Source organism: Streptomyces sp. NPDC028305 (assembly GCF_055569495.1).
Window position 1 is genome coordinate 59,378 of sequence record NZ_JBVHTN010000010.1, and the last position, 17,354, is coordinate 76,731.

At 71.6% G+C, this 17,354-nt stretch carries 19 protein-coding genes and 1 pseudogene; 11 read left to right on the plus strand and 9 right to left on the minus strand.

Translation table 11 applies throughout. The features are described 5' to 3' along the window. The first annotated feature begins 3 nt into the window (after window positions 1-3). From ACZ4WQ_RS37830 to ACZ4WQ_RS37845, 4 genes are all read left to right on the plus strand, one after another. The gene (locus tag ACZ4WQ_RS37830; RefSeq protein WP_398377654.1) at window positions 4-1,128 is read left to right on the plus strand and encodes a S1C family serine protease; all 1,125 of its coding nucleotides are present in this window, start codon (window positions 4-6) and stop codon (window positions 1,126-1,128) included. Between the two features lie 106 nt (window positions 1,129-1,234). Next, window positions 1,235-1,978 (plus strand): response regulator transcription factor, encoded by a 744-nt coding sequence (locus tag ACZ4WQ_RS37835; RefSeq protein ID WP_311724563.1) that lies wholly within the window; start codon window positions 1,235-1,237, stop codon window positions 1,976-1,978. Next, entirely contained in the window at window positions 1,975-3,399 is a 1,425-nt protein-coding gene (locus ACZ4WQ_RS37840; RefSeq protein WP_398377657.1) for a sensor histidine kinase, read from the plus strand. The genes ACZ4WQ_RS37835 and ACZ4WQ_RS37840 overlap by 4 nt, the downstream gene beginning before the upstream one ends. Window positions 3,400-3,463: 64 nt before the next feature. Next, window positions 3,464-4,216, plus strand: a complete 753-nt coding sequence (locus ACZ4WQ_RS37845; protein WP_385347031.1) for a response regulator transcription factor — start codon at window positions 3,464-3,466, stop codon at window positions 4,214-4,216. A 64-nt stretch (window positions 4,217-4,280) separates the two neighbouring features. On the opposite strand, the gene ACZ4WQ_RS37850 is transcribed toward ACZ4WQ_RS37845, so the two are convergent. From ACZ4WQ_RS37850 to ACZ4WQ_RS37870, 5 genes are all read right to left on the minus strand, one after another. After that, window positions 4,281-6,227 (minus strand): ABC transporter ATP-binding protein, encoded by a 1,947-nt coding sequence (locus tag ACZ4WQ_RS37850; protein WP_468022754.1) that lies wholly within the window; start codon window positions 6,225-6,227, stop codon window positions 4,281-4,283. Window positions 6,228-6,398: 171 nt separating this feature from the next. Further along, window positions 6,399-6,524, minus strand: a complete 126-nt coding sequence (locus ACZ4WQ_RS37855) for a hypothetical protein (protein WP_311724559.1) — start codon at window positions 6,522-6,524, stop codon at window positions 6,399-6,401. Window positions 6,525-6,792: 268 nt separating this feature from the next. Then, window positions 6,793-6,915 (minus strand): hypothetical protein, encoded by a 123-nt coding sequence (locus ACZ4WQ_RS37860; RefSeq protein ID WP_311724558.1) that lies wholly within the window; start codon window positions 6,913-6,915, stop codon window positions 6,793-6,795. A gap of 155 nt (window positions 6,916-7,070) precedes the next feature. Further along, on the minus strand, window positions 7,071-8,189 hold the full coding sequence (locus ACZ4WQ_RS37865) for a DUF2993 domain-containing protein (RefSeq protein WP_398377662.1): 1,119 nt from the start codon (window positions 8,187-8,189) through the stop codon (window positions 7,071-7,073). Between the two features lie 80 nt (window positions 8,190-8,269). Continuing rightward, window positions 8,270-8,524 carry a hypothetical protein gene (locus tag ACZ4WQ_RS37870; RefSeq protein WP_385347093.1) on the minus strand — a complete coding sequence of 85 codons (255 nt, stop codon included), beginning with the start codon at window positions 8,522-8,524 and terminating at the stop codon, window positions 8,270-8,272. Between ACZ4WQ_RS37870 and ACZ4WQ_RS37875 the strand changes: the two are divergent. The 3 genes and pseudogenes from ACZ4WQ_RS37875 to ACZ4WQ_RS37885 form a co-directional block, all read left to right on the plus strand. Further along, window positions 8,456-8,872, plus strand: a pseudogene (locus ACZ4WQ_RS37875) (alpha/beta fold hydrolase); the annotation flags it as partial. The gene ACZ4WQ_RS37870 and the pseudogene ACZ4WQ_RS37875 overlap by 69 nt on opposite strands. 5 nt (window positions 8,873-8,877) lie before the next feature. Beyond that, window positions 8,878-9,639, plus strand: coding sequence for an SDR family oxidoreductase (locus ACZ4WQ_RS37880; RefSeq protein ID WP_468022755.1), 762 nt, complete (start codon window positions 8,878-8,880; stop codon window positions 9,637-9,639). 35 nt (window positions 9,640-9,674) lie between these two features. Beyond that, window positions 9,675-10,064 (plus strand): hypothetical protein, encoded by a 390-nt coding sequence (locus ACZ4WQ_RS37885; RefSeq protein WP_385347019.1) that lies wholly within the window; start codon window positions 9,675-9,677, stop codon window positions 10,062-10,064. On the opposite strand, the gene ACZ4WQ_RS37890 is transcribed toward ACZ4WQ_RS37885, so the two are convergent. Then, window positions 10,061-10,756 (minus strand): TetR/AcrR family transcriptional regulator, encoded by a 696-nt coding sequence (locus tag ACZ4WQ_RS37890; RefSeq protein ID WP_385347017.1) that lies wholly within the window; start codon window positions 10,754-10,756, stop codon window positions 10,061-10,063. The two genes, ACZ4WQ_RS37885 and ACZ4WQ_RS37890, sit on opposite strands and share 4 nt — an antisense overlap. A gap of 146 nt (window positions 10,757-10,902) precedes the next feature. On the opposite strand from ACZ4WQ_RS37890, the gene ACZ4WQ_RS37895 reads away from it, so the two are divergent. Both ACZ4WQ_RS37895 and ACZ4WQ_RS37900 read left to right on the plus strand, forming a co-directional pair. Next, a complete protein-coding gene (locus ACZ4WQ_RS37895) occupies window positions 10,903-11,421 on the plus strand; it encodes a hypothetical protein (protein WP_385347015.1) in 519 nt (172 codons plus the stop codon). Between the two features lie 99 nt (window positions 11,422-11,520). Then, on the plus strand, window positions 11,521-11,940 hold the full coding sequence (locus ACZ4WQ_RS37900; RefSeq protein WP_361194235.1) for a RidA family protein: 420 nt from the start codon (window positions 11,521-11,523) through the stop codon (window positions 11,938-11,940). Between the two features lie 49 nt (window positions 11,941-11,989). Here ACZ4WQ_RS37900 and ACZ4WQ_RS37905 read toward each other — a convergent pair whose 3' ends face one another. After that, window positions 11,990-12,436 carry a DUF1772 domain-containing protein gene (locus ACZ4WQ_RS37905; protein WP_311724551.1) on the minus strand — a complete coding sequence of 149 codons (447 nt, stop codon included), beginning with the start codon at window positions 12,434-12,436 and terminating at the stop codon, window positions 11,990-11,992. Between the two features lie 91 nt (window positions 12,437-12,527). On the opposite strand from ACZ4WQ_RS37905, the gene ACZ4WQ_RS37910 reads away from it, so the two are divergent. After that, window positions 12,528-13,106 (plus strand): TetR/AcrR family transcriptional regulator, encoded by a 579-nt coding sequence (locus ACZ4WQ_RS37910; RefSeq protein WP_311724550.1) that lies wholly within the window; start codon window positions 12,528-12,530, stop codon window positions 13,104-13,106. 65 nt (window positions 13,107-13,171) lie between these two features. On the opposite strand, the gene ACZ4WQ_RS37915 is transcribed toward ACZ4WQ_RS37910, so the two are convergent. After that, window positions 13,172-14,191, minus strand: a complete 1,020-nt coding sequence (locus ACZ4WQ_RS37915; RefSeq protein ID WP_311724549.1) for an LLM class flavin-dependent oxidoreductase — start codon at window positions 14,189-14,191, stop codon at window positions 13,172-13,174. 82 nt (window positions 14,192-14,273) lie between these two features. Further along, on the minus strand, window positions 14,274-16,298 hold the full coding sequence (locus ACZ4WQ_RS37920) for a transposase (RefSeq protein WP_468022756.1): 2,025 nt from the start codon (window positions 16,296-16,298) through the stop codon (window positions 14,274-14,276). Window positions 16,299-16,687: 389 nt separating this feature from the next. Between ACZ4WQ_RS37920 and ACZ4WQ_RS37925 the strand changes: the two genes are divergently transcribed. After that, window positions 16,688-17,338 carry a transposase gene (locus ACZ4WQ_RS37925; RefSeq protein ID WP_468022757.1) on the plus strand — a complete coding sequence of 217 codons (651 nt, stop codon included), beginning with the start codon at window positions 16,688-16,690 and terminating at the stop codon, window positions 17,336-17,338. Window positions 17,339-17,354: the final 16 nt, after the last annotated feature.

Below are 17,354 nucleotides of genomic sequence, written 5' to 3' on the forward strand. Positions count from 1 at the left end.
GGCATGACGGAGAACACGCCCCGCAGCGGCGATCACGAGCCCCCGCAGCACCCGCAGCCCCCCTACGGCGGGCACTCGTACGGCGCCTGGTCCGGTGGCTACCCCACGCCGCCCCCGCACGCGCCCCAGCAACCCGTCACCACCCCCTCGGGGATCACCGTGTGGCCCGGGAGCGCTGACGGGAGCGGCGGCGGGAGCACCGGCGGGAGCGGCGGTCGCCGCAAGCGGCGCGTCCCCAGGTCCGCCCTGCTGATCGCGGCGGTGGCGGCGGTCTCGGCGCTCGTGGGCGGCGGGGCGGCGGCGCTGGTCACGAACGCGGCCCAGAAGTCGGACAGCTCCACCACGACCACCGTCGTCAACGCCACGTCCAGCAAGGTCGGCGGGGTCACCGCCGTCGCGACGGCGGTCAGCCCGAGCATCGTGGAGATCAGCGCCACGTCCAACAGCGGTCAGTCCACCGGCTCCGGCGTGGTCATCACCAGCGGCGGCGAGATCATCACCAACAACCACGTCGTCGCCGGTGCCGACACCATCAAGGTCACCTTCAGCGACGGCAGCAAGAAGAGCGCGACGGTGGTCGGCACGGACAGCGGCAAGGACCTGGCCCTGATCAAGGTCTCGGGCGCGAGCGGACTCAAGCCCGCCACGCTCGGCGACTCCAGCGCCGTCCAGGTCGGCGACCAGGTCGTGGCCATCGGCTCGCCCGAGGGGCTGACCGGCACCGTCACCAGCGGCATCGTCTCCGCGCTCGACCGCGATGTGACCGTCTCGACGGACGAGAGCCAGGGGCAGGGGCAGGGGCAGGGGCCGGGCGGCAACGGTCGCGGGCAGTGGCCGTTCGAGTTCGGGGGCGGCCAGTACAACGGCGACGTCGGCTCCTCGACCACCACCTACAAGGCCATCCAGACGGACGCCTCGCTCAACCCCGGCAACTCAGGCGGCGCGCTCATCAACATGAAGGGCCAGATCATCGGGATCAACTCCGCCATGTACTCCTCCGCCGCCGACCAGGGCTCCAGCAGCGCGGGCAGCATCGGCCTGGGCTTCTCCATCCCCATCAACACCGTCAAGGCCGACCTCGACAACCTGCGCAGCGGCGGCAGCGGCGGCGGCACCAGCAACAGCTGACCGGCCCGCGCCCGTCCGCCCGTGCGAGGCTGAAGGCAGCGGATCCACCCACCGCTCCGCCCTACCGCTGCCGCGTTCCGTCGACTCCGAGTGAGGAACCCGTTCCATGAGCCCCGCCGAGCACGGCGACCAGCCCGCCCGCATCCTGATCGTCGACGACGAGCCGGCCGTCCGCGAAGCCCTTCAGCGCAGCCTCGCCTTCGAGGGCTATGTGACCGAGACGGCCCTGGACGGGCTCGACGCGCTGGAGAAGGTCGGCGCGTACGACCCCGAGCTGATCGTGCTCGATGTGCTGATGCCCCGTATGGACGGGCTGACCGCCGCCCGGCGGCTGCGCGCCACCCAGGTGACCGTGCCCATCCTGATGCTCACCGCGCGCGACACGGTCGGCGACCGGGTTACCGGGCTCGACGCGGGCGCCGACGACTACCTCGTCAAGCCGTTCGAGCTGGACGAGCTGCTGGCCCGGATCCGCGCCCTGCTGCGCCGCAGCTCGTACGCCGCGGCCGCGGGGGCCGTCCCGGAGACCGGCGACAACGAGCTGACCTTCGCCGATCTGCGGATGAACCTCGCCACGCGCGAGGTGACCAGGGGCGGGCGCCGGGTCGAGCTGACCCGCACCGAGTTCACGCTGCTCGAGATGTTCCTGGCCCATCCGCGCCAGGTCCTCACCCGCGAACAGATACTCAAGGCCGTCTGGGGCTTCGACTTCGAACCGTCGTCCAACTCGCTGGACGTGTATGTGATGTATCTGCGGCGCAAGACCGAGGCGGGCGGTGAGCCGCGGCTCGTGCACACCGTGCGCGGCGTCGGCTATGTGCTGCGCGCGGCCGGGGGCGGCACACCGTGACGAACCGCTTCCGCAGGCTTCCGCTCCGCTCGCGGCTGGCGCTGCTGACCGCGGTGGCGGTGGCGGTGGCGGTCGCGGTGGCGGCCTTCGCGTGCTGGTTCCTCACCCGTCAGGAGCTGACCGGCGCGCTGGACCAGAAGCTGCGCGACAGCGTGTCCCCGGACCGCATCCAGCGACTGGTCGGCCTGTCTTGTTCGTCTCAGCCGCAGACCAGCGACCACCTGGGGCCCGGCGCCGCCGGGGTGCAGTTCGTCAGTCAGGACGGCGAGCGGTGCGTCATCGGCTCGACGGCGGTGAAGGTGACGGACAAGGACATCGCCGTCGCGGCCGGCCGGCTGCGGGAGGTCATGCGCAACGGCACGACCACATCCGGCGACGCCGTCCGCGTCTACACGAGGCAGATGCCGGTCCGGGTGGACGGCGGCCCCGGCGTGCTGACCGTGTCCGTCTCCCGTCCCCTCGACGAGGTGACCGGTCCCCTCAACACCCTGGCGCTGGTCATGCTCCTGGTCGCGGGCGCCGGTGTCGTCGGGGCCGGGGCGGCCGGCCTGTGGATCGCCAGGACCGGACTCAAGCCCGTGGACCGGCTGACCGAGGCGGTCGAGCATGTGGCCCGCACGGAGGACCTGGCCGTACGCATCCCCGCCGAGGGAGACGACGAGATCGCCCGGCTGTCCCGCTCCTTCAACTCCATGACCGCCGCCCTCGCCTCCTCCCGCGAACGGCAGCAGCAGCTGATCGCCGACGCCGGCCACGAGCTGCGTACGCCGCTCACCTCGCTGCGCACCAACATCGAGCTGCTCGCGCGCAGCGAGGAGACCGGCCGTCCGCTGCCGCCCGACGACCGCAAGGCGCTGATGGCCAGCGTCAAGGCGCAGATGACCGAGCTGGCCGCGCTCATCGGCGACCTCCAGGAGCTGTCCCGCCCGGACGCCCTGCCCGGCGCCGGACCGCTCCAGGTGGTCGGGTTGCACGAGGTGGCGGGGGCCGCGCTGGAGCGGGCGCGGCTGCGCGGCGCCGACCTCACCATCAACGCCTCGCTGGCGCCCTGGTACGTACGGGGAGAGGCGGCGGCGCTGGAGCGGGCCCTGGTCAATCTGCTCGACAACGCGGTGAAGTTCAGCCCTTCGGGTGGTGTGATCGACATCGTGCTCAAAGACGGCGACTTCACCGTTCGCGACCATGGCCCCGGCATCCCCGCCGACGAACTGCCGCATGTCTTCGAACGGTTCTGGCGCTCGCCGTCCGCCCGCGCCCTGCCCGGCTCCGGCCTCGGCCTGTCCATCGTGGCCCGCACCGTGCAGCAGTCCGGCGGCCAGGTGGGGCTCCAGCCCGCGCCGGGCGGAGGGACGGTGGCCTGGATCCGGCTCCCGGGCGCGCCCACGGAGCCGCCGGAGGGACTGGAGCCTTCGGGGCCCTGACCTCTCAGCCGCCGTACACGCCTGACTCAGCGTGCGCACAGGCTCGGGCGCGAGGTTGGAGCCCATGCATGAGACAGCCCGGATTCTGGTCGTGGACGACGATCCCGCGGTGCGGGACACGCTCGGCAGAACCCTGAGAACCGAGGGGTACGCGGTCGACACAGCCCAGGACGGCCTGGAAGCCCTGGACCGTCTCGAACAGGGACCGCCCGACCTGGTGCTGCTCGATGTGATGATGCCCGGCCTGGACGGGCTGACGGTCGCCCGCCGCATCCGGGCCGCCGGCGACACCGTGCCGATCATGATGGTCACCGCGCGGGACTCGATCGGCGACCGGATCGTCGGCCTCGACAACGGCGCCGACGACTATCTGACGAAGCCCTTCGCGGGCGAGGAGCTCCTGGCCCGGGTGCGCGCCCTGCTGCGCCGCGGCGCCCACCGCCCCGCCCCGGCCCCCGCCCTCGCCTCTGCCCTCGTACCGGCGGCCGGTGCCGCGCCGCAGCCGCCCGCGCGGCTGTCCTTCGAGGACGTGATGCTGGACCCGGGCACCCGCCAGGTCACCCGGGCCGGGCGGCTGCTGGAGCTCACCAAGACCGAGTACGCGCTGCTGAAGCTGTTCCTCACCCGCCCCCGCCAGGTGCTCACCCGGGCGGTGATCCTGCGCGATGTGTGGGGGTTCGAATTCGAGCCGGCCTCCAACACCCTGGACGTGTATGTGATGTACCTGCGGCGCAAGACGGAGGCGGGCGGCGAGCCGCGGCTGCTGCACACGGTGCGGGGGGTTGGCTATGTGCTGCGCGCCCTGGTGGGGGAGTAGCGAACGCCGAACGCCGGGCGGGCTGGATGGTTCTCATCCAGCCCGCCCGGCGTTCGGCGGGGCGTCAGCTCCCCGCGAGCGGGGCGGGGAACTGCCCCGTGTCCGTGGGTTCCGCGAGTCCCGTGCCGTTCTGCGAGCCGTGCAGCCGCGCGTACGCCCCGCCCAGGGCCAGCAGCTCCCGGTGCGTACCCGTCTCCACCACCCGCCCGTGGTCGAGGACGAGGATGCGGTCGGCGTCCGGGGCCAGGTTCAGATCGTGCGTGATCATGATCGTCGTACGGCCGGACATCAGCCGCCTCAGCGGCCTGACCACCCGCCGGGCGGCCAGCGCGTCGAGCCCGGTGGTGGGCTCGTCCAGGACCAGGACGGGCGCGTCCCGCAGCATCGCGCGGGCGATCGCCACCCGCTGGAGCTGGCCCCCGGACAGCCGGGCGGTGTGCGGGTCGATACGGGTGTCGTAGCCCTCGGGCAGGGCGGTGATGAAGTCGTGGGCCGCCGCGTCGCGGGCCGCCTGGACGATCTCGTGGTCCGTGGCCCCCGGCCGGCCGCAGGCGATGTTCTCGCGGAGGGTGTCGTGCAGGATGAGCGTCTGCTGCGGCAGGAGCGTGACGTTCTCGCGCAGGAAGGCGAGCGGCATGGTGTGCAGCGGCACCCCGTCCAGGCGTACGGAGCCCTCGGCGGGGTCGTAGAAGCGCAGCAACAGCTTCGAGACGGTCGACTTGCCCGCCCCGCTCGCGCCGGTGATCAGCACGAACTCCCCCGGCCGGGCCGTGAGCGAGACCGCGGCCAGGGTGCGCTTCCCGGCGCCCGGGTAGCGGAAGCCGACCCCGGCGAACTCCACCGTGCCGTGCACCCGCCAGGGTGCGACGGCCGCTCCCGGCGGCGGGTCGGCCACGGCGGGCTCGGCGTCGAGGATGTCCAGCAGCCGCTCGGCGCCCGCGGTGGCGGCGGTGAGGTTGAGGCCGAGCTGCCCGAGGTTGCGGATCGGCGGGTAGAGGTAGCCGAGGAAGGCGGCGAAGGCCAGCAGCTGTCCGATGGTCATCCGGCCCTGGGAGATCTCCCAGGCGCCGAGCCCGATGACGGCGAGGACGCACAGCGTCTCGATGACCTCGACCAGCTGCTCGTACAGCTCGCTCATCCGCGCCCCGGCCACCGACGCGCGCATCCAGGCGCGCGCCTCCCGGCGCAGCCGCTTCTCCTCGGCGGCCTTCCGGTTGTAGGCCTGGGTCAGCACGATGTTGCCCAGCGACTCCTCGACGACCGAGGTGATCGCGCCGTCGGCGACGCGCTCCTCGCGCGCCACGGTCTTGATCCGCCCGGAGAAGCGCCGGGCCGCCAGCCAGAACAGCGGCGCCAGCACAAAGGTGGCCAGCGCCAGATCCCAGCGCAGCCAGAAGGCGGCGGTGGCGAAGAAGACCGTGCTGAACAGGGCGGACACGGTGCCCACGACGCCGGAGACCACCATCTGCTCGATGGCCTCGACGTCCCCGGTGAGGCGCTCGACCAGATCGCCCTGGCGGTGGCGCTGGAAGAAGTGCGGCGGCAGGTCCTGGACATGGCCGAAGACGCGGGCGCGCAGGCGCAGCACGAAGCGCTCCGCGGTCCACACCGCGAGCGAGTTGCCGGTGTATCCGACCGCCGCGCCGATGACCGCCACGGCGAACCACTGCCCGGCGGGGGACCAGAAGGCGCTGAGCGAGCCCTCCTGGAGGGCGTGGTCGGTCAGGTCGGAGAACAGCAGGATCGCGGCCGTCTCGGCGAGCGCGGCGGCGACCACGCAGGCGCAGATCAGCACCAGCCAGCGGCGGTCGCCGCTGGTCAGCGGCCAGAAGCGGCGGAAGGCCTGGCGCGCGGGCAGCTGGGGGGTGGTCTGCTCCGTCGGCTCCTCCTCGCCCGCGCCGCCCTCGTAGGCGTACGGCTCGGCGTGGCGGCCGTACGGGCGGGGCCGTCCGGAGCGCCGGTGGCGGCCGCGCCCGGGGGCGGGCTCGGCTCCGACCGCCCGCAGCCGCATCGTCGGCTGGTCCGGCGGTTGTACTGAGGGTTGTGCTGGGGGCACAGTCGAGGTCACTGTCTCTCCCGCTCCTGGCGTCGGTCGGCTTCCGAGTCGGTGGCCGTGCCGGGGCCGGACACGGCCGAGGCGGGCCCGTGGCACAGTGCCGCGGGCCCGCCTCCGGTATGTGGGTCAGCCACCGATCGGGCGCCGGTGCTGGTGCTTCTTGTGCTTCTTGGGCGCCGGCTTCGCGGGCTGGTGCTTCTTGTCCTCGGGCTTGCGGGCGGGCTTGACCGGAACGACCTTGCGGATGCTCATGGTGATTTCCTTTCGGGTTCTTCTTTTTCGGTGTCTCGCCGTTCGGCTTCGACACGGAAAACATTAGGAGGGGTTTCCGTGAGTGGGATCGGAGGAGCCTGTGTGTTTGCCAAGACCCGCATGAACAAATTCTCAGACGATTCCTGGAACCGCGGGCGGGGCGGCTGTGTCCACGCGTGTACGCGCACGTCGAAGGGGCCGGTGGCGTGTGCCACCGGCCCCTTCCGTGACCTGTCCCGACCTGGGTTCAGATCGGCCCTGCCTGTGCTCAGCCCTCGATCGGACGGCGCGGGGGCTTCTTCGGGCCCTTCTTCGGCTTCGGCAGCGGCTTCGGGAGCGGCTTGCGCGAGTGCTTGGGCTTGGGCAGCGGGGCGACCTTCTTGAAGCTCATTTCAATTCCTTTTCCGTGTTCCTCTGCCGCACCTGTCCGGCGCGGCAAGAAAGACACTACCGAGGAATTCGGCAACGGAAAGCCAAATGCGATGAGACCTGGTTAAGGAAACAATGAGCTTCCTTCATGTGCTGTTTGAGAATCCTCATCGAGGGTCAGCCGTCCGCCCGGCGGGCGGTGCCCACGGCCAGCCCGGAGCCCGTCAGGTCGGCCCGGATGCCCTCGCGTTCGACGGTGATGTTCCGCAGCCGCAGGCCCTTGGCCTGCTTGGGGAGGTGGAAGGAGAACGCGACCCGCTCCGACAGCTCCCGAACCGGCAGCCGCATCAGGGCCCGGGCCGCCACTGGGTCGACGCCCGCCCCCTCCAGCGCCTCGGGGTGGTCCGAGACCAGGTCCACGAGGTTGGCCCGCATCAGCCTGTCCGTGAACCCCGGCCGTTCCATGATCCGGCTCAGCGCCTTGTCGTCCCGCAGCGCCAGGCGGGTGGCCTCGGGCGCGACGCCGAGCTGCCGCGCCACCGACGGCACGGCGAGCAGCGCCCGCGCCTTCGTCCTGTCGCGGCTGATCCGTTCCGCCGCCTCCGAGTGCAGCCGCAGCCGGGCGGGCCGTCCGGGCCGGTAGGTGGCGATGCCGGGGACGTCGAGCCACATGCCGCTGACGCTGGTGGCGACCCCGCGGTCGCCGTCCCGCCGGAGGTGCGCCAGGGCGTGGATGCGCACCTGCCATCCGGCCACGGGCAGTTCGCCGGCCGCCCGTACCGAGTTGCCGTCCAGCGCGCTGAACCGCACGTGCGAGGCGCCTATGTCGCGCTCCAGGTCGTCGAAGGAGAGCAGTACGTCCCCGTCGACCTGGGCCGCCCTGGCCCCGTCGACGGGCAGCGGCAGGTCCCCGAACAGGCGGATGTCCGTGGCCTCGGCCCGTATCTTGGCGAGCGACACCTGGTCGGCCGGTACGTCGCGGAGGGTGACGTCCACCCCGTCCAGGCGCTTGCCCAGCACCTGGGTGAGGAACGGGAACCCGTGGATGTTCACCTCGGGCGCCGCCGCCAGCCCGAGCTTCCGCTGGAGCGTCTGCTCCGCCCGCTGCTCGGCGTACAGCACGGCACAGCGGTCCACCAGCACCAGCAGCGCGGCGCCCAGCAGAAGCCCGATGACCACCTTTCTGGTGCGCGGTACGCGGGCGAACCCCCGGGGAACCTTTCGCTCCGGGTCCGGGTGGTCGCTTTGGGGGGATGGGCGGGACAGGGGGGAGAACATGCGCACGGGGGATCGCATCACTCCATCCCAACACGCCCGCCCGGCTTGAACGCAAGCTCTGCCGGAGGTTCGTGGCGAACAGCACGGAGCCTCCGGCGTCAGTCCGGGCCCGCGTCGTCGGGCGTGCCGTGCGCCAACTCCGCCAGCACGCCGAGCGCGTGGGAGAGGGTGTCCGGGGGCGGCGAGGAGAGGGCGAGCCGTACGGCGTTGGGCGCGTGGCCCGGCCCGACGGCGAACGCCCCGGCCGGTGTGACCGAGATGCCCCGCCGGGCGGCCGCGGCGACGAACGCCTGCTGCGGGAGGGCATGGGCGGCTACGCCGACGAGGTGCTGTCCAAGATGGTGGCACCGCACAACATCCAGGCACTGCCCGCGGTCGCCGAGCACGTCCTGGCCATGATGTCCGGCACCTCTCCGGAGGGCGCCGCGGCCGCGCTGCGCGGCCGGGCCGAGCGGCGGGACTACACCGACACGCTGCGGGACATCGCGGTGCCGACCCTGGTCGTGGTCGGCAGCGACGACGAGTTCACCCCCGTCGGCGACGCCCGCCTCATCCACGAACGCGTCCCCGACTCCACCCTGGCGATCATCGACGGGGCGGCGCACATGCCGAACCTGGAGCGTCCCGACGAGTTCAACGCGGCGCTGGGACGCTTCCTCGACGCGCTGCCCGCCACCGCCACCGCCACCTCGGCACGGTGATCGCTGTGAGCACACCACCGACCACGGTTTGGGTCACGGGCGCCAGCAGCGGTTTCGGCGCCGCGATCGTACGGCGGTTCGCGGCGGACGGCGCCCGTGTCATCGCCTCCGCCCGCCGGGCCGAACGACTCGGGGAACTCGCCGCGGAGCTCGGCTCCCATGTCCTTCCCCTGGAACTCGACGTGCGCGACCAGCAAGCGGTCGAGCGCGCGATCCACGCCCTGCCGGGGGATTTCGCGGACATCGACATCCTGGTCAACAACGCCGGCCTCGCCAAAGGTCTCGAACCGGCCCACGAGGCCGATGTCGACGACTGGCAGCAGATGCTCGACACCAACTGCAAAGGGCTGCTCCACTGCACCCGAGCAGCCCTGCCGGGCATGGTCGCACGCGGCCGGGGCCATGTGATCAACCTCGGCTCGGTCGCCGGGACCTACCCCTACCCGGGCGGCAACGTCTACGGCGCCACCAAGGCGTTCGTGCACCAGTTCAGTCTCAACCTGCGCAGCGACCTGCATGGCACCGGCGTCCGCGTCACCTGTGTCGAACCCGGGATGTGCGGCGGAACCGAGTTCTCCACCGTGCGGTTCCAGGGCGACCAGGAGAAGGCCGACGCCGTCTACGCAGGGATGCGGCCGCTCGGTGCCGACGACATCGCCGAGTCGGTGCACTGGGCGACCTCGCAGCTGGCGCACGTCAACATCAACACCATCGAGCTGATGCCTGTCGCCCAGAGCTTCGCGGCGTTCCAGGTGCACAGGGCCTGAGGGCCTGAACGGGCGGGGCGAGTAGCGTGTCGTCCATGGCCCGTTCCAGCCCCACCCGTCGGCTCGTCGTCGGCGCCGACACCTACCTGTGGTCGGTGCGCCACCTCCACGAGGGCGGCAAGCGGCCGGACATCTCGACCTGCCGGGAAACCCTGTCCCTCCGCCAAGAAGGAAGCAGTGGCCGCCTGGTGCTCGCCTTCCACCAGCCCCCGGCCATCGGCCCCACGAGCACGGTCGGCGACCCCGACCGCGGCTGGCTGAACCTCCACGAGCCGGGCGTGGTCCGCGCCTTCCTCGACGCGGCCCTCGCCCAGGGCTGGCAGCCCGGCGCGAAGTCGGGACAGGAGATCGACGGCTGGACCCTCTTCCCCGAGGCGCTGCGCGCCCGCCGCGCCCAAAGCGATGGTGGGGCGGACACCCCCTAGCTGCCGCCGGCGCTGCCGGGGGCCGGGAGTTGGGCTTCGAGTCCGGCGAGGAGGGCGCGAAGGCCGCGTTCGAGGGTCTGCTCGGGGGCGGCGGCGTAGTCGGCGGCGTACGGCTCCGCCAGACGCGCGCGAAGGCGGGGGAATTCCTGGGCGACCTCCGCCGCCTTGACCATGGTGGCCCCGATGAGCTCCTGCGCGTCCTGGCCGTCCCGGGTCAGGCGCCGGTTGAGGGAGACCATGGCCGCTCCGCCGAGCGCGTTGCCGAGTACGTAGGTGAAGACAGCCGCGGCGACCTGGTCGGCGTCGCCGGGGGCGAAGCCGGCCCGCTCGTACAGGGCGAGGCAGTGGTCGTCGTACCGTGCCTTGCCCGGGCCGTGGAAGAGGTACGAGCCGAATGCCTGCACCAGCCACGGATGGCGCTCGAACATGGCGTGCAGATCGACGGCGAGTGACACGGCCGCGGAGCGCCAGTCGGTCGCGTCCGGTTCCGGCAGCTCGATCTCGTGCCAGACCAGGTCTCCGGCCAGCAGGACGAGATCGTCCTTGTTCTTGACATGCCAGTAGACCGCGGTGGCCGCGCTGTCCAGGCGCTTGCCGAGGCTGCGCATGTTCAGGCCCTCGAGGCCTTCCTCATCGAGCAGTTCGACGGCGGTGCGGACGATCTGATCGCGGGTGAGCGTGTTGCGTGGCATGGGCTCACGATAGGGCGGCCCCGGTCTCTTGTACAAAGTTCAGGAACCGTCTTGCACTTAGTTCAAGTCCCTGGCTAACGTGTACTTGCACTTAGTTCAAGAACTCGGCGCCGGGACCGGCGCACCGTCCCGAGGGGGAACCAGTCATGAACGTCTTCATCGCCGCCCTGCAGCTGTCCGTCGCCGGCGCCTTCGTCAGCATCCCGGCCGTCCGGGCCCGCTTCGGGGCGATCGCCACCTCCGCTGCCAAGGCCGAGCTGAACCGTCAGGGCGTGCGCACCTCCGTGCTGGAGGAGAACGGGATGCGCTTCGACGCCGGCGGCCATGAGACCTGGGCCCCGGTGTCCATCGCCGCGGTCCTGGCCGCCGCCGCGGTGCTGAACCTCATCGGCGACTCCTGGGCCGGGATGCTCAGCTGGATCGTCCTGGGCCTGGTCCTGGCCATCAACTGCGTGATCCTCTACAGCAACCTGACCGCCACCGCCTCGGTCCAGGCCGCCTTCGCCCGCAAGGGCGACCCGGAGCTGGCCCGCATCGACGTCGCTGCTTTGCTGAAGGCCGCGGAGTCCGGCTTCCCCCGGTGGGTCTGGGTCCTCCAGAACGCCCGCCACGTCATCGTCTTCGGCGCCAGCGGCCTCGCCCTCGCCACCCTCGCCCTCGTCTGACCCCACCCCGTGACCCCACCCCGTGATCCCACCCCGGTGCCCGCCCTCGCCGCGCGAAAAGCGATGGTGGGGCGGGCTCTCAGGGGTGAGGATGCCGCCATGAACAAGAAGCGGCTCACGTATATACCGGCTCCGGAGGGCGTCGCCCCCGGGACGGGCTACACCAACGTCGTCATGGGCTCCGGCCGCCTGGTCGCGGTGTCCGGGCAGGTGGCGTTCGACGCGCAGGGCGAGCTCGTCGGCGCGGGCGACCCCGCGGCGCAGGCCCAGCAGGTCTTCGAGAACCTGCGCCGCTGCCTGGCGGCGGCGGGCGCCACCTTCGACGACGTCATCAAGCTCACCTACTACGTCACCGACGTGGCCCACCTGCCCGCGATCCGGACCGTACGCGACACCTTCGTCGACATGGCGCACCCGCCCGCCAGCTCCGCCGTCCAGGTCGCGGCCCTGTTCCGTCCCGAACTGGTCCTGGAGGTCGAAGCCTTCGCGCTCGTGGCCGAGCCGACAGTGGGAGAGTGAACGGTGCGCCACCGGCGCGGTGTCGGTCCGCGGGCTCAGGGCTCAGGGCTCAGGTGAGGGCGGCGACCAGCAGGGCGAAGGCGGCGATGATCACGGCGACGCGGACGTAGTGGTAGCGGTCCCAGCGGTTCATCTGCTCCTTCCAGTCCTCGGGCCGGTTCTCGGGGGTCCACGTCTTGCCCCGGTTGTTGATCGGGACGAGCAGCAGGATCGACATGATCACGCTGAGGATCAGCAGCGCGCCGGCGGTGACGACGAGGCCGGCGCCGTGGTGGTGCCATCCGGCGACGGCCCAGACCGCGACGAGGACGAGCGAGCCGATGTACCAGAACGGCATCACGGCGCCGAGCATCCGGCCCCCGTGGGCGCGGCCGAGTTGGCCACTGTCCTCGGGGAGTGCGTTGAAGATCCGGTTCATGACGAAGGCGACGGAGAACTCCACCCCCACCATCACTCCGACGACCACGGTGGTGAAGACCTCAAGCGCGTCGAGCATGACGACCCCTCCTGGGATCTAGCGTTGATAGCTGATGTGGCAACGCTAGTACTATCGCAGCTTGCTTGTCTAGCGGTGCTAGGATCGAATCATGTCGGTACAGGAACGCAAGCAGCGCGAACGGGTGGAGCGCGAGCGCCTCATCGTGGCGACGGCCCGCGAACTCGCCGAGCAGCAGGGCTGGGACGCGGTCACCACCCGTCGGCTCGCCGAGCGCATCGAATACAGCCAGCCCGTCCTCTACAGCCACTTCCGCGGCAAACGGGAGATCATCGGCGCCGTCGCCCTCGAAGGCGCCGCCGAATTGGCCGCCGTAGTGCGGGCCGCGACCGCCGCCGCGGACGGCCCGCGCGCCCGGGTCACTGCCCTCGCCCGCGCCTACCTCGACTTCGCCGAACGCAACCCGGCGGTCTACGACGCCATATTCCAGCTCGACGGCGGCCTGGCGTACGCACAGGAGGACACCCCGGAACCTCTCAAGGACGCCTTCGCCGCCCTGCTGGAGACCCTCGACGAGGTCGCCGGGGACGGCGTCCACCCGGGGCTGTTCACCGAGACGTTCTGGGCGGCCCTGCACGGGCTGGCGACCCTGACCCGGACGGGACGGCTGCCGCCGGAGGACACCGAGTGGAGGACGGAGCTGCTGGTGGACCGGCTCGCCATGCTCTGACGCACCGTCCCGGCGGGCACGCGGCCGGGGCTGCGACGCTCATTGATCACGACCCGATACGTGCCCTAGACGGCCCCCCGCCAGCCCAGCGCCGGGCCCAGCCGGGTGGCGATGTCGGTGAGGATCTGCACGTAGTCGTCGTGCTCGAAGGTGAACGGCAGCGCGAACGCCACCTCGTCGACCTCCCGGAACCCGGCGTGCGCGTAGAGCCGTTCGGCGATCTCGGCCGAGGTCCCGACCAGATCGGGCGCGAACATCATCCGCGCCGGCCCCTGCGGCGCGGCGGTGCGAGGCGTCCGCTTCCGGGCGTACGCCTCGTACTTCGCCCGCTGCTCCGGCGAGGCGGTGTCCGTCGGGATGACGACGAGCCCCTGGGACACGCGGGCGCGGTCGCCGTCGGGGTGGTGGGCGCGGAAGGCCCGGATGTGCGACAGCTGGATCTCGGCGAAGTCCTCGGACTCCTCCGCCTTGACGACGCTGCTGGTCAGGAAGTTCATTCCGTGCTCACCGGCCCACTTCGCCGACCGCAGGCTCCCGCCGCCGTACCACAGGCGACGGCCGAGGCCGGGGGAGTGCGGCTGGACACGGTCGGAGAAGGCTTCGAAGCCCTCCACGCCGCTGAAGCCGGTGGCCGGTTCGCCGCGCACGAAGCCCAGCAGCCGCCGTACGCGCTCGAAGCTGAAGTCCTCGCTGTCGGCGGTGTCGGGATACAGGGCGCCCTTGACCTCGTCGTAGCGCATCGGCGGACCGACGCTGACCCCGGGGTTGAGGCGGCCCCCGGACAGGAGGTCGACCGTCGCCAGGTCCTCGGCGAGACGGAGCGGGTTCTCCCAGCCCAGGGGGATGACGGCCGTGCCCAGCTCGATGCGGCGGGTGCGCTGCGAGGCCGCGGCCAGGACGGCGACGGGGGAGGAGATGCCGTACTGAAGATGGCGGTGGCGCACCCACGCGCTGTCGAACCCCAGCCGCTCGCCCAGCTCGATGATCTCGAGGGTGGACTCGTGGCCCCGGCGGGGGTCGGCCTCGTCGAACAGGCCGATGGTCAAGAAGCCCAGCTTCCGCAACGGCTCCGAGGTCAGCGGCACAGCGCCCTCCATCGTCCGCGGTGTGCTCTGCCGTACACCGACGCCGTCCCGATTCTGGCAGCCGGTTGTTGCACAAACCTGTCTAAGACTTATCCCGTATGTGTGTGCGGGGGCGGCCGGTGTGCGGTCGTGTCGTTCCGGCGTGGGCCTTGGGCCGCTGGGGTGCGGGTCTGGTCTCATCCGGGGTTGCCACGGTGTACTTTCCGGCGTTTCGCCGAGCAGAGGCCGTCTGTTGCCGGGGAAGGGTGTTCCCTCGGGGTTCGGCTGCCGCGCGGGTCCGGCCCGAGGGCGGGGACTTCGGTGCGGTTGACTCGGACAGGGCTTCTTGCAGCCCTTGGGCGAAGAGAATCTGGGCGGCCCGGGCCCGATGGTGGTCGAGGCGGGCGGTGGTGGGGTCGTCGGGGTCGGTGAGGATGGTGAAGGCGGCCAGGGCGGCGGAGACCAGGTCACGGTCGCCGCGCAGCCCGCATCCGCCTTCGGCCGGGTCGCAGTGGTGGAGCCGGTCGCGCAGGGATTTGGGGGCTCGTCGGCCGCACAGGCAGTGCTGGGACAGGGCGGTGGTGAAGGTCGAGGCGCGCAGGAGGCGTCCGCCGGTGGCCGTGCACTCGGCGGCGAGCGCGGTGATCAGCCGTCCGGGGGCGGTGGCCGAGCAGGTACGGCCCCACAGGCGGAACCAGGTGCGGATGTCGCAGTCCTCGACGGTCAGGTGCGGGCCGTGGGCGGCGACCAGATGAGCGGCGATCTTCTTCGCGCGGTGACGGGAGGCCTCGGCCGCGCTCGCGGCCATGGCACTGTGGCGGGCCCGCAGATTCCGGTAGCCGGTGCTGAGCGTGTCGCGGCAGTAGGCCTGCCGGGGTGTTCCGGTCGTGGTGGTGCGCCGGGGCCCGGCCGGGACGGTCACGGTCTTGACGGGCAGGCCTGCCGCCCGCCGGCGTTCGTCGCGGGCCTTCTGACGCCGGGAGCGCTGGTACTGGGCGGAGTTGGTGGCGCGGCGGGAGCGGTCCAGGGCGCGCTGGCGTCCCCGGGCCTTCTTGCGCGCTGCGGCCAGAGCGTGCTGCTCGGCTTCGGTGAGGGTGATCCGGGAGGAGCGTACCGGCCCGTCACCTTCGTCACCGGTGGCGGGGAAGGAGACGACGGCGAGGTTGGAGACGTTGCCGTCCACTCCGCCGACGCGCTGGAGGGTGGCGGCCTGGCGGCGCCGGGTATGGGTGGCGGGGGAGGCGTGGCCGGGGGCGAGGACCATCAGATGGGCCTCGTAGGCCCAGCCGCCCGGGGCGGCCGGATCCCGCCGTCGCACCAGGTCGATCTTGTGCCACCGGCTCGGGTCGTCCAGGTAGTGCAGCAGATAGGGCCAGCGTCCCGCGCCCTGCGGCAACCGTACCGGCAGGACGATGTCCCCACCTCCGGTGGCCCCGCCGGCGAAGACGACGGTCAGCGGCCCGTTGTGGTCGAACCAGGACGCCGCCCTGCTGCGACCGCGCCCCCGGACGTCGGTGGTCCCGGTCGGGACGCCTCCCATGGGCCGGGCGGGGGCGGGCATGCGGCGCGGCTGGGCCAGCACCCGTATGCCCGGTACCAGCCGTGCGGCCTGGGCGGGGGTGGTAACAGAGGGCGGCAGCGCCGGGTGCCGGAATGCCTCCAGGTGTCCGGCGAGGGTGCCGTGCAGGCGGAAGGTCTCCCACTTGCGCTCCGTGGTGTGCGAGCGGGCCCGGCCCGGGATACGGGTGTACTCCCACCAGGTCCCGGTCCTGGGACGCCCGGCCCGCCGCCCGGACGCGTCCGGGTGCAGATGCCGGGCCACACCGGCCCACACCTCGTCGGCCTGATGCATCACCAACGCCTTCGACACATGATCGCTCAACCAGCATGAACGCTCCAGATGCCGATACGCGCGCCGTTCCAGCCCGGTGCGGGACAGGCCCAGGTCGGCCCGCCAGGCCTTCACGTCCCGCTCGCGCCGCACACCACCGGCCCAGTAGGCGCCGGCCACGTCTCGCGCGTCACGCTGCAGGGCGCGTTTGACCTGCCACATCGCCGAAAACAACTGCTCGACCCGGCGGCGGACACTCGCGTCGCCGACGACCAGCGGCAGCCGGATCACCGACACCGGCGCATCCTTTGCCCGCCGCCACACCTCACCCCGATTCGGCCCCCGAAACCGCCGCCCCGACCCAGGCGCAGGAGCAGCCGATGATTGACCCGCCACCTCATCCCCCCTCTCCCGGACCAGCGTCAGCGTCAGCGTCAGCGTCAGCGTCAGCGTCAGCGTCAGCGTCAGCGTCAGCGTCAGCGTCAGCGTCAGGCATAACGTCATGAAGTCTGTTCGGGTTACGGTCAGTTGTATGGAACTTCGTCTCGCCATCTGCCGTTCAGCTCATTTGAAGGCGTGGGGCGGGGCTGTCCGGGCCGCAGCTGCACGCCCTGATCGCCCGTTTGTGGCGGCGCCGTCCTGACAGCGGGTGCGGTCGGCCCTGGTCACTTGCCTTCGGGGACCGGGTGCTGCTGGTCGTCCTGGGCTACCGCACCAACCTCACCATGGAGCAGCTGGCCGCGCTGTTCGCCACCACGGACTCCACCGTGCACCGGGTCACCGCCGACCTCGCGCCGCACCTCGCCGCCCTGCCCGGCTCGCCGCCCACCGACCGGCGGAAGCTGTGGCTGGTGGACGGCACCCTGATTCCGGTGCACGACCAGCAGAAGACGAAGAAGCCGAAGAACTACCGGCGCAGTGTGAATGTGCAGATCGTCTGCCGGGCCCGTGACCGCCGTATCGTCGCGGTCGGCGACGCCTCGCCGGGCAACCGCAACGATGTGGTGGTCTTCCGGGAGACCGCCGGCAAGACCCTGCCCGATCATCCCCGCCTGTCCGGCGATGGTGGTCATCAAGGGATCGAACGGATCCGCCCGCCCCGGCGCGGACCCGACCGGAAGATCATCAAGGATCAGGCCTACCGCCGCTTCCGCAAACGCCGCGCCGTCGCCGAACACACCCTCGCACGCCTCAAGGACCACCAAGTCCTCCGCCAGTGCCTCCGCAAGGGAGAAGGGATCAACCACGCCGTCGCCGGCAGCTGCCCTGCACAACCTGAAACTGGAGATCAACAGCTGACCACGAACCGGCAACTGTCCACAGGAAAACACGCCTGACCTGGCATTACGGGAT

Bases quoted from the DNA above. Each gene is read 5' to 3' on its own strand.
- ACZ4WQ_RS37830 (WP_398377654.1), top strand. From the start codon at position 4: ATGACGGAGAACACGCCCCGCAGCGGCGATCACGAGCCCCCGCAGCAC.
- ACZ4WQ_RS37835 (WP_311724563.1), top strand. From the start codon at position 1,235: ATGAGCCCCGCCGAGCACGGCGACCAGCCCGCCCGCATCCTGATCGTC.
- ACZ4WQ_RS37845 (WP_385347031.1), top strand. From the start codon at position 3,464: ATGCATGAGACAGCCCGGATTCTGGTCGTGGACGACGATCCCGCGGTG.
- ACZ4WQ_RS37850 (WP_468022754.1), bottom strand. From the start codon at position 6,227: ATGCGGCTGCGGGCGGTCGGAGCCGAGCCCGCCCCCGGGCGCGGCCGC.
- ACZ4WQ_RS37855 (WP_311724559.1), bottom strand. From the start codon at position 6,524: ATGAGCATCCGCAAGGTCGTTCCGGTCAAGCCCGCCCGCAAGCCCGAG.
- ACZ4WQ_RS37860 (WP_311724558.1), bottom strand. From the start codon at position 6,915: ATGAGCTTCAAGAAGGTCGCCCCGCTGCCCAAGCCCAAGCACTCGCGC.
- ACZ4WQ_RS37865 (WP_398377662.1), bottom strand. From the start codon at position 8,189: ATGCGATCCCCCGTGCGCATGTTCTCCCCCCTGTCCCGCCCATCCCCC.
- ACZ4WQ_RS37885 (WP_385347019.1), top strand. From the start codon at position 9,675: ATGGCCCGTTCCAGCCCCACCCGTCGGCTCGTCGTCGGCGCCGACACC.
- ACZ4WQ_RS37890 (WP_385347017.1), bottom strand. From the start codon at position 10,756: ATGCCACGCAACACGCTCACCCGCGATCAGATCGTCCGCACCGCCGTC.
- ACZ4WQ_RS37895 (WP_385347015.1), top strand. From the start codon at position 10,903: ATGAACGTCTTCATCGCCGCCCTGCAGCTGTCCGTCGCCGGCGCCTTC.
- ACZ4WQ_RS37900 (WP_361194235.1), top strand. From the start codon at position 11,521: ATGAACAAGAAGCGGCTCACGTATATACCGGCTCCGGAGGGCGTCGCC.
- ACZ4WQ_RS37905 (WP_311724551.1), bottom strand. From the start codon at position 12,436: ATGCTCGACGCGCTTGAGGTCTTCACCACCGTGGTCGTCGGAGTGATG.
- ACZ4WQ_RS37910 (WP_311724550.1), top strand. From the start codon at position 12,528: ATGTCGGTACAGGAACGCAAGCAGCGCGAACGGGTGGAGCGCGAGCGC.